The organism is Vreelandella sp. L-15 (assembly GCF_056857635.1).
In genome coordinates this window covers 1-8,855 of sequence record NZ_JBSXNN010000051.1, presented here as the reverse complement: position 1 = coordinate 8,855, position 8,855 = coordinate 1, and the positions used below count along the sequence as shown (strand labels likewise).

Genomic DNA, 8,855 nt, shown 5'->3' with positions numbered 1-8,855 from the left:
AGCAGGCAAGGCGTCAGAACCGCCTTGCAGAAGCTGAGGGGCAGGTTAAGAGCCACACAACAGCACCAACACCAACACAGGGGGGGGTGAAGAACCCACGCCTCAGCTCATCCATTAACCTCAAGTCCGACAGACTGCTAGGAAGCCACCTTGAGCAATGCCGCCAATCGCTAGCGTGTAGAGCGTGGCACGAAGTAGCGCGGTGCGAAAGCTAATCGCCCAGGGGGGAGATGGTGACATACCAGTGCCCTTATCGGAGATAAAATGTTACGGGAGGCAAACAAACATGCAGGGGTGAATGTTAATTATATCGTCACATTTCTATGCTCGCACGTCTAACTAGCTGAGAATTGCTCGACGGCTAGCCGGTTAGGCTACAAAGTAGCGCTACAAGAAGCGTAATAATTACCTCTAGGGGCAGGCACTTTTATGGCAATTAGTGTGTTTGATCTGTTTCGGATTGGCATTGGCCCATCCAGCTCACATACCGTTGGGCCCATGCGGGCAGCGCGAGATTTCGTCATGGCGCTGACAGCGCCCAAGGTCAGCCGTGTTGTGGTAAGGCTGCACGGCTCGCTGGCAGCGACTGGTGTCGGTCACGGCACTGATAATGCCGTGGTGATGGGGTTGATGGGCGAGACGCCAGAGGCGGTTGACCTTGATACTATCGCCGAGCGCTTAGCCGCATTGGATAACAGCGAGCCATTGAGGCTTCCCAACGGCCAAGCGCTAGCGTTTCAGCGCGCACGTGATATCGAATGGGATGAGGCCTGCCTGCCGTTTCATCCTAACGCCATGGTACTCACGGCGTATGAAGGAGATACGGTGATCAGTACGAACACCTATTACTCCCTGGGCGGTGGATTTTATGTGGACCAGGCCTGCGCTGACCGAGGCGGGCTGGATGAAGACAAAACAGCGTTGCCTTATCCCTTTGAGTCAGCAAATGAGTTACTGACACTGTGCCAGCAGCACGGCCTAAGCATCAGCGAGCTGATGTTAGAAAACGAGAAAGCTTGGCGTAGCGAAGCCGCGATACGTGACGAATTACTCACCATCTGGCACGCCATGCGCCAGAGCATTGATAATGGCCTGGAGGCCACCGGGCGCCTACCGGGCGGCTTAAATGTCCGCCGCCGCGCCCATTCACTGCATCAGCAATTGCTCTCGCCGCCCGACAATCAGCGCCTGATTGTGACCAGTTTTACCGTGATGGACTGGGTCAACCTGTTTGCGCTAGCAGTGAACGAAGAGAATGCCGCTGGTAAGCGGATGGTGACCGCGCCTACCAACGGTGCCGCGGGTATCGTGCCCGCCGTGCTGGCGTACTATCTAAAGTTCGAGCCGGACGCCTGCGATGCCGATGTAGTGAATTTTTTGCTGACTGCCGGTGCCATGGGCATTCTATGCAAAAAGAACGCTTCAATTTCCGGCGCTGAAGTAGGCTGTCAGGGGGAGGTGGGCTCTGCCTGCGCCATGGCGGCGGCCGGGCTGGCCGAAGTGCTGGGCGGTACGCCGCGGCAGGTAGAAAACGCTGCGGAAATTGGCCTGGAGCATAACTTGGGGCTGACCTGCGACCCAGTGGCAGGACTCGTCCAGGTGCCCTGTATCGAGCGCAACGCGATTGCGTCTGTCAAGGCGATTAATGCCGCCCGCATGGCGTTACACGGTGACGGCGACCACTTTGTCTCGCTGGATAAGGTGATCCGCACCATGCGCGATACCGGTCGCGATATGCAGGATAAGTACAAAGAGACCTCGAAAGGTGGTCTCGCAGTCAATGCCATCGAATGCTAATGAGCGGGTAACAGAGTGTCGATATGGTCGACCAAATGGTCGACCAACTGACGAATCTTGGGCGATAAGTGGCGGTGGCGCGGGTAGACCGCCCACACCGCCGTGTCGTGGTGTTGGAACGGCTCCAGCACCGACACTAACTCTCCACTGGCCAGATAAGGCGCCACGTAGTAATCCGGCAGCTGGGCGAGCCCCAGCCCTTTGAGGGCGGCATCCAGCAGGGCAGGCCCCGAGTTGCTGCTCCAGCACCCCTCTACCTTGACCTCTCGCCGCTGACCGTGCACTTCGAACAGCCAGTTGGGGCGCGACCCCAGCAGGCAGCGGTGTTGGCTCAGCTCGCCCAGCGTGTGGGGACGGGGCGCCTGACGAAAATAGGCCTGTGAGCCCACCACGTATTCGCGGCGTCCGCACAGCCGCCGGGCAATCAGGCTGGAGTCTTTCAACACCCCCATGCGAATGGCGATGTCGAAACCCTCTTCGATCAACTCCACCGGGCGATTGGTGAAGTGCATGTGTACTTCGAGCTGAGGGTGCAGGCGCTGGAAGTCATTGACTAGCGGGGCAACGTAGCGCTCGCCGAAAGTCGTTGCCGAGGTCAGTTTTAGTAGCCCATGGGGTTTGGCCTGCAGCTCGCTGATCGCCTGCTCGGCATCACGCAGCCCATCGAACAAATGGCGGCAGTGCTCCACGTAAAGCGCCCCCGCATCGGTCAGCCGAATCTGCCGCGTGGTGCGGTAGAGTAGCTGCACGCCTAGCTGGTTCTCTAGCTGGCTGACCAAACGGCTGATATGCGAGGTAGAGACTTTGAGGTGTCGAGCGGCGGCGGAAAAGGTGCCCAGCCTGACCACCTCGACGAAGGCTTCGATACGATCCCAGCGCTGCATGGCGAACCCTTAATTAAAGAGATTGTTGCTCAGGAGCAATAATCTTGTGAGTGTATCCCGCTTTATCTTTCTCGCCTAGCTGACCTACACTTCAGGTCTATCTCGCGTTTTCATGGAGTGTTTGATGATGTCGATGATCTCTTCACGCTGGCCACGGCGTGCTTTGGTCCCACTCTGGGCCAGGTCGAGCAGAACTTACGCGCGTCGGGCTATACACCGGAACAGGTCGATACGATCTTGATGACCCACCTGCACCCGGACCATGTGTGCGGTTTGGTGGATGAGAACGGTGAGGCGGTCTATCCCAATGCCGAGCTGCGCGCCAGCGAAGGCGACGCTGACTTCTGGTTGGACGAAGAGCGCTCTCAAGCGCTTCCAGAGGAGGAGCGTGCCTTCTTTACCATGGCGCAAGAGGCCGTGGCGCCCTATCAAGAGGCTGGCCGATTCAGCCCCTTTGCGCCAGGCGATGAGCTGCTGATGGGCATCGTTGCGCGGGATGCTCACGGCCATACGCCGGGCCATGCGAGCTTTATGCTCAATAGTGGTGACGACGCCATGTTGGTATGGGGCGATGTCGTCCACAGCTACGGCGTGCAGTTTGCTGACCCAAGCGTTGCCATCGAATTCGATTCCGACCCCGAGCAAGCGGTACACACACGTGAAGCGGTGCTGGAGAGAGCGGTCGATGAGAAGCACTGGGTGGCCGGTGCTCACATGCCGTTCCCGGGCATCGGTCACATCGTCGAAGACGAAGAAGGCTACCGCTGGCTGCCCATTGAGTTTGCGCCTATCGCCCGCGATAGCGAGTAATCCACACCCTTGGTAAGTCGAGTGCGCCACGGCGTGCTCACTCACAGACATTTAAACGATAGTCAATAAACTTTAGCTAGGAGTGACCATGAAATCACGTGCTGCGGTTGCATTAGAAGCGGGTAAGCCGCTTGAGCTGGTTGAGATTGATGTTGAAGGCCCGAAGGCGGGAGAAGTGCTGGTGAAAATGGCCGCCACCAGCGTGTGTCACACAGACGCCTTTACGCTGTCCGGTGCCGACCCTGAGGGCAACTTCCCAGCCGTACTGGGCCACGAGGGCGCGGGCGTTGTTCAAGAAGTAGGCGAAGGTGTTACCAGCGTGAAACCTGGTGACCACGTTATTCCGCTCTACACCGCCGAGTGCGGCAAGTGTAAATTCTGCCTCTCAGGTAAAACCAACCTCTGTGGTAGCGTACGTGCGACCCAAGGTAAAGGTGTCATGCCAGACGGCACATCACGCTTCTCGCTAGACGGCAAAATGCTGCACCACTACATGGGCACCTCCACGTTTAGTGAGTACACCGTGTTGCCGGAAGTGTCGCTGGCGGTGGTCTCCAAAGAAGCGCCGATGGATAAAATCTGCCTGCTGGGCTGCGGTGTTACCACGGGTATTGGTGCCGTTATGAATACCGCGAAAGTAGAGCCCGGCTCTACCGTTGCCGTGTTCGGCTTGGGTGCCATTGGCTTGGCGGTGATTCAGGGGGCGGTGATGGCGAAAGCTTCTAAAATCATCGCGATTGATGTCAATCCAGACAAATTTGTGCTGGCCAAGCAGTTCGGCGCGACTGATTTCGTCAACCCCAAAGATTACAGTGACCCGATCCAGCAGGTCATCGTTGATATGACCGATGGCGGCGTCGACTACTCGTTTGAGTGTATCGGCAACGTCAACGTGATGCGTTCAGCGCTTGAGTGCTGCCACAAAGGCTGGGGTGAATCGATCATTGTCGGCGTGGCAGGCGCAGGCGAAGAGATCTCAACCCGTCCCTTCCAGCTGGTGACAGGCCGCGTTTGGAAAGGCTCGGCGTTCGGTGGTGTGAAAGGCCGTAGCGAGCTACCGGGCTACGTGGATCGCTATATGAATGGCGAGCTCAACATCGACGACTTTATCACCCACGATATGCCGTTTGAGAAGATCAACGAAGCTTTCGATCTGCTCCATGAAGGCAAGAGCATTCGTACCGTCCTGCATTACTGAGTATCATCTAGCGAAAGAAACCAGATAAACGAACGCGGTAGGGGAGACCCGCCGCGTTTTCATCTTCTGAAGGAGCCTGCCCCATGAGCATGAGTGAAACTTTAGAACTGGTGTCGGCCAACCGCAGCTGCGGCGGTTGGCACAAGCGCTACCGCCACTACTCCCGGGCGCTGGATTGCGACATGGTCTTCGCCGTGTACCTGCCACCCCAGGCAGAAAACGAGCGTGTTCCGCTGTTATGGTGGCTATCGGGCCTGACCTGCAACGACGAAAACTTTATGCAGAAGGCTGGCGCGCACCGCATTGCCGCCGAATTAGGCGTGGCGATTATCTGTCCGGATACCAGCCCGCGTGGCACCGATCTCCCCGGCGAGCACGATAGCTATGACCTTGGCTCCGGGGCGGGTTTCTACGTGAACGCCACCCAGGCGCCGTGGAAATCCAACTACCGTATGTACGATTACGTGATTGAAGAGTTACCGTCGGTGGTGCGCCAGCACTTCCCCGTTAATGGGCGCGAATCTATCAGCGGTCACTCCATGGGTGGCCATGGGGCGCTGATTCTTGCCCTGCGCCATCCTGGCCGGTTCCGTTCGGTCTCGGCCTTTGCGCCGATTGTGAACCCCATGAACTGCCCCTGGGGGCAAAAAGCGTTCACCAGCTATCTGGGTGATGACCAGTCCCGCTGGCGCCAGTACGACGCCTGCGAGCTAGTGGCCAACGGGGCGTCCCGCCAGCGGCTGTTTATCGACCAAGGCGAAGCGGACCAGTTCTTGGAAGAGCAGCTGATGCCCGAGCGTTTGGAAGCCGTGTGTGAAGAGCATGACCACCCGCTGACGCTGCGTCGCCAGCCAGGTTATGACCACAGCTACTTCTTTATCGCCTCGTTCATTGAGGACCATTTGCGCTATCATGCGGAACACCTCATGAAACGCTAAGGATTCCGAGATGCTCAATCGCGCGCTGCGCCGTTTTCTTCGTCTGTTATGGCGTCTTATCTGGCGTGGTGCGCTTGGCTTCGTGGTGCTCTCCGTTGCCCTGGTGCTGCTATTTCGCTTTGTTCCGCCACCGGGCTCCATGGTGATGGTTGAACGTAAGGTGCAAAGCTGGATAAACAGCGAACCGGTTGATATTCAGCGCCAGTGGCGTAGTTGGGAGAATCTCTCGAATAACGCCAAGCTGGCGGTGATTGCCGCCGAGGACCAACGCTTCCCGATTCATCGAGGTTTCGATGTGGTAGAGCTGCGTCGTGCCTGGGAGGCCAGCCGCGATGGCTCGAGGCTGCGGGGGGCCAGTACGCTCAGCCAGCAAACGGCCAAGAACGTTTTCCTATGGAGTGGGCGCAGCTGGCTGCGCAAAGGGCTGGAGGCCTGGTTCACCCTGCTGATCGAAACCTTCTGGAGCAAGCAGCGGATTCTGGAGGTGTACCTGAACGTGGCCGAGTGGGATACCGGGGTGTTTGGGCTGGAAGCTGCCGCCGACCACTACTTTGGTGCTTCCGGAAGTGCCTTGACCGAGAGGCAGGCAAGCCTGCTAGCCGCCATTTTACCCAATCCTCGGAATCGCAGTGCCTCTAGGCCCGACGCCCAGGTAGAGCGTCGCAGCCAATGGATTCGCCAGCAAATGCGTAATTTAGGCGGCACTTCCTATCTTGAACGGCTTTAATCGTTCACAACTAACGAACCATAGGTTTTTCTAGTCATACTTTTCCAGCGCCACGGTGGGCAGTTTGCCCACCTCTGGGCGGGCAAAGTAATAGCCTTGCTGCACGGCAATACCCAGCGCCAACAGGCAGCGCGACTCTTCCCGGGTCTCGACACCCTCCGCCACTAGCTGGGTACCCAGGGTGCGGGCCAGTGCCACCATGCTTTTCAGAATGGCTTGGCGGCGGCTATTGCTATCGCACTCCATCACCAGTTCGCGGTCGATTTTTAGCGTATCGGGGTGAAGGTCCGTCAGTAGGTCCAAGTTCGCGTAGCCGTTGCCGAAATCATCCAGCGACGTAGTAAAGCCCATACGGCGATAGCTGTCGATAATTGAGCCGCTCAGTTGGCCAGCCGACCCGGCGTGATGTCTCTAGCGTCGATTGAATGCAGGCTTCCGGCTCGTACACAGCATTAGGCAGAAAGTTAATCGAAAGCCGTTCAGTCATGCCCAGCTCGCTGGCAAGTTCGATTGCCTTTACCCGGCAAGCTTGATCAAAGCGGTACATTAGCTCATCGGTCACTTGACTGAGGATCGAAAAGGCCGACTCTCCGTTTATGCCACGCACTAATGCTTTGTAATAAACCACCTGCCGCTGAGTCACATCTACTATCGGTTGAAAGGCCATCGTAAACGAAAAGGGAACTGGGGTATCGCATCGGTTGCAAACGTCGTCGGCCCAGGCGCAGTGAGGTTGTGCAGTCATTTTTTCCAAGCCCTGGAAGATTCGTTTTTTTCGTATCGAATTATGTCGTCGAGGGGCGTACCACCATGACCACGCCGATAATGGCAATGACCATGCCTGCCAATCCCAGCAGCGGCAAACGCTCATCGAATAGCCACCACGCCTGAAGTGCCGTGACTGGAGGCACCAGATAAAAGAGACTTACTACACGAGAAGCCTCCCCCTTCTTTATCAAGGCCATCAATAGCAGGATAGCGGCAATTGAGAGAACCAGCACGAGCCAGCCAAGCGTTAGAATAAACGTCATACTCCACTCAACCTCGCGGCTTTCGAACAGTAGGGCGCCAAACCCTAAGAGCACACCAGCTGCTATGTACTGAATCACCGCGCCGGACAGCAAGGGCATACTGGTGCAGTAGCGCTTTTGATACAGCGTGCCAAGCGAGATACCCACTAGGGCAGCCATCACGCTCACCAATGCGCCCATCCCAAAGCCGCTAAAGAGCGTGCTGCCGAGTTCCAGCTTACTGCCCAGAACCAAGCTGATGCCGACCAATCCCAACAACAGGCCTAACCACTGCCGTCTGGTCAACCGCTCGCCGAGCAGCGGTCCTGCGCAGGCGGCGGTGAGGAGTGGCTGCAGGCCAACCAAAAGCGCGGCCAGACCCGCAGGCATGCCCCAATAGATACCGTAAAATACACCGCCTAAGTAGGTGCCATGAACCAGCAAACCCGATACCGCGATATGTTTCCATAACGTAGGTGATGAAGGCCATGAAATTCGCATTATCCATATCAAGGGAGTCAGTAGCAGTAGGGTGAGTACGAAGCGGAGGAACAAAAAGGTGAAGGGTTCGGCGTAAGGGAGGCCAAATTTTGCGCCAATAAAGCCCGTGCTCCATAAAAGAACGAAGATACCAGGCATGGCGGCAAGCCCGAGAGAGGCGGCGTCTTTTTCTTTTAAAGCATTGAAAATACTAGACATAATTCTCCTATAGCAGCATGAGTCGCTGCGTGAATAACTTATGTTTTGTTCTTTTTGTTACTTGATTTTACATAAAAGATTGAACCAGCGCCCAAACGACGCGTCACACTGGGCACATTCATAACGCGTCAATGAGGTTTCTTACCATGCAACGTATGACTGCTCTGTTCTCTGCTGCACTTCTTGCGACGGGTCTGATGGCGGGCACCGCTCACGCCCAACAAGCCGACGGTCAAGCGCAAGACCCAATGGCTACTCAACAAGCCCCGACTCAGGATTTTTCTGATCAGCAGCTACAGCAGTTCGCCGATGCTTCTCAAGAAATCGCCGTGATCTCGCAAGAGTACACCCAGCGTCTGCAGGAAGCAGAAGACGAAGCCACACAACAGGAAGTTCGCGCTGAAGCTAACGACCGCATGATCGAAGTCGTCGAAGATAGCGGCTTGGACGTCGACACGTTCAATGCTATCGGTCAATCCATCCAGCAAGATCCAGAAATGATGCAGCGCGTTCAAGAGATGGCTAACCAGTCATAAGCGCCATTTCTTAAGTGATTCATCTGAGGCTATGCGGATAGTGACAGATTTTCCTTAACGTGCGAAGTAACTGTCACGCCGCAAGCCGACCAAAGCCCAACGTACATGCGTTGGGCTTTTTTGTTTGCCCGGCGAAGCCGGCAAACCCGGCCATCTGAAAGAAGATGGCGTCACCCCGACTGAGGGGAAGACAATCCGACTGGCAAGGGCGTCACTGGCCAACGGTGGGGTCTGAAGGAAGCCATAGGAAGTTAAC

At 56.6% G+C, this 8,855-nt stretch carries 8 protein-coding genes and 1 pseudogene; 6 read left to right on the top strand and 3 right to left on the bottom strand.

What is annotated here, in order from left to right:
• Window positions 1-429 precede the first annotated feature (429 nt).
• On the top strand, window positions 430-1,797 hold the full coding sequence (locus tag AC13CY_RS06870) for an L-serine ammonia-lyase (RefSeq protein WP_172514801.1): 1,368 nt from the start codon (window positions 430-432) through the stop codon (window positions 1,795-1,797).
• Here the strand turns inward: AC13CY_RS06870 and AC13CY_RS06865 are convergent.
• Window positions 1,794-2,681 carry a LysR family transcriptional regulator gene (locus AC13CY_RS06865; protein ID WP_483052401.1) on the bottom strand — a complete coding sequence of 296 codons (888 nt, stop codon included), beginning with the start codon at window positions 2,679-2,681 and terminating at the stop codon, window positions 1,794-1,796. The genes AC13CY_RS06870 and AC13CY_RS06865 overlap by 4 nt on opposite strands.
• A gap of 117 nt (window positions 2,682-2,798) precedes the next feature.
• Here AC13CY_RS06865 and AC13CY_RS06860 point away from each other — a divergent pair, with 117 nt between their 5' ends.
• From AC13CY_RS06860 to mtgA, 4 genes are all read left to right on the top strand, one after another.
• Window positions 2,799-3,491, top strand: coding sequence for an MBL fold metallo-hydrolase (locus tag AC13CY_RS06860; RefSeq protein ID WP_244154989.1), 693 nt, complete (start codon window positions 2,799-2,801; stop codon window positions 3,489-3,491).
• An 88-nt stretch (window positions 3,492-3,579) separates the two neighbouring features.
• Window positions 3,580-4,689: an S-(hydroxymethyl)glutathione dehydrogenase/class III alcohol dehydrogenase gene (locus AC13CY_RS06855; RefSeq protein ID WP_058577505.1), complete on the top strand. Its 1,110-nt coding sequence runs from the start codon at window positions 3,580-3,582 to the stop codon at window positions 4,687-4,689.
• 83 nt (window positions 4,690-4,772) lie between these two features.
• The gene (gene fghA, locus AC13CY_RS06850) at window positions 4,773-5,627 is read left to right on the top strand and encodes an S-formylglutathione hydrolase (RefSeq protein WP_062373955.1); all 855 of its coding nucleotides are present in this window, start codon (window positions 4,773-4,775) and stop codon (window positions 5,625-5,627) included.
• Between the two features lie 10 nt (window positions 5,628-5,637).
• Window positions 5,638-6,354, top strand: coding sequence for a monofunctional biosynthetic peptidoglycan transglycosylase (gene mtgA, locus AC13CY_RS06845; protein WP_062373953.1), 717 nt, complete (start codon window positions 5,638-5,640; stop codon window positions 6,352-6,354).
• A 30-nt stretch (window positions 6,355-6,384) separates the two neighbouring features.
• On the opposite strand, the pseudogene AC13CY_RS06840 reads toward mtgA, so the two are convergent.
• Window positions 6,385-7,021: pseudogene (locus AC13CY_RS06840) on the bottom strand (EAL domain-containing protein).
• A 118-nt stretch (window positions 7,022-7,139) separates the two neighbouring features.
• Complete coding sequence (locus AC13CY_RS06835; RefSeq protein ID WP_089676021.1) at window positions 7,140-8,063, bottom strand: DMT family transporter; 924 nt, start codon at window positions 8,061-8,063, stop codon at window positions 7,140-7,142.
• A 146-nt stretch (window positions 8,064-8,209) separates the two neighbouring features.
• Between AC13CY_RS06835 and AC13CY_RS06830 the strand changes: the two genes are divergently transcribed.
• Complete coding sequence (locus AC13CY_RS06830; RefSeq protein WP_054641526.1) at window positions 8,210-8,599, top strand: DUF4168 domain-containing protein; 390 nt, start codon at window positions 8,210-8,212, stop codon at window positions 8,597-8,599.
• Window positions 8,600-8,855 lie beyond the last annotated feature (256 nt).

Excerpts from the sequence above, each read along its gene's own strand:
- AC13CY_RS06835 (WP_089676021.1), bottom strand. The coding sequence starts at position 8,063 with ATGTCTAGTATTTTCAATGCTTTAAAAGAAAAAGACGCCGCCTCTCTC.
- mtgA (WP_062373953.1), top strand. The coding sequence starts at position 5,638 with ATGCTCAATCGCGCGCTGCGCCGTTTTCTTCGTCTGTTATGGCGTCTT.
- fghA (WP_062373955.1), top strand. The coding sequence starts at position 4,773 with ATGAGCATGAGTGAAACTTTAGAACTGGTGTCGGCCAACCGCAGCTGC.
- AC13CY_RS06830 (WP_054641526.1), top strand. The coding sequence starts at position 8,210 with ATGCAACGTATGACTGCTCTGTTCTCTGCTGCACTTCTTGCGACGGGT.
- AC13CY_RS06865 (WP_483052401.1), bottom strand. The coding sequence starts at position 2,681 with ATGCAGCGCTGGGATCGTATCGAAGCCTTCGTCGAGGTGGTCAGGCTG.
- AC13CY_RS06855 (WP_058577505.1), top strand. The coding sequence starts at position 3,580 with ATGAAATCACGTGCTGCGGTTGCATTAGAAGCGGGTAAGCCGCTTGAG.
- AC13CY_RS06870 (WP_172514801.1), top strand. The coding sequence starts at position 430 with ATGGCAATTAGTGTGTTTGATCTGTTTCGGATTGGCATTGGCCCATCC.